General features: G+C 37.4%; 1 protein-coding gene. It reads right to left on the reverse strand.

What is annotated here, in order from left to right:
- Positions 1-2: 2 nt before the first annotated feature.
- Positions 3-497 (reverse strand): site-specific integrase (locus tag FD28_RS05825; protein ID WP_056997584.1); only part of this gene is annotated, 495 nt, incomplete at its 5' end.

A 497-nucleotide genomic window follows, 5' to 3' on the forward strand; every position in this document is an offset into this window, starting at 1 on the left:
ATTTACCCAAAATCAATTTGGTTCAACATGTTTTCTGTACTTGCTTGATCCAAGCCTAAATAAGCTAAAGTCATTGATTCACTTGAGTGATTTAGTAAGTGCATGACTAGGCCAATATTGTAATTTGATTGTGTGTAAACACGATAAGCCCCAGTTTTGCGCATCGTATGAGTACCTAGATAATTAATTCCTAATAGATCGCCAACCTTACTCATAATTTTGTAGAACTGTTTTTCAGTAATATGGCGTTCTGGGTGTTGAATTGAAGGAAAGAGCCATTCAGAATCCAGCTTATGATCAAGCAGCCATTGACGGTACAATAAGAGCTCTGTTTGAACAGGCTTAAGGTACAAGGTATTAGGTTTACCAGTTTTTCGGTCATGAATAAACGCATTTTGTTTAATAGAACCGTCCGGATTAAAAATATCGGCCTGTTTTAAGCCCATAACGTCACTCACTCGCAGTAGCGTCGCTTTACCAACTTGAAAAATCGTATA

The sequence above is a fragment of the Levilactobacillus hammesii DSM 16381 genome (genome assembly GCF_001434395.1).
Classification (GTDB): Bacteria; Bacillota; Bacilli; order Lactobacillales; family Lactobacillaceae; genus Levilactobacillus; species Levilactobacillus hammesii.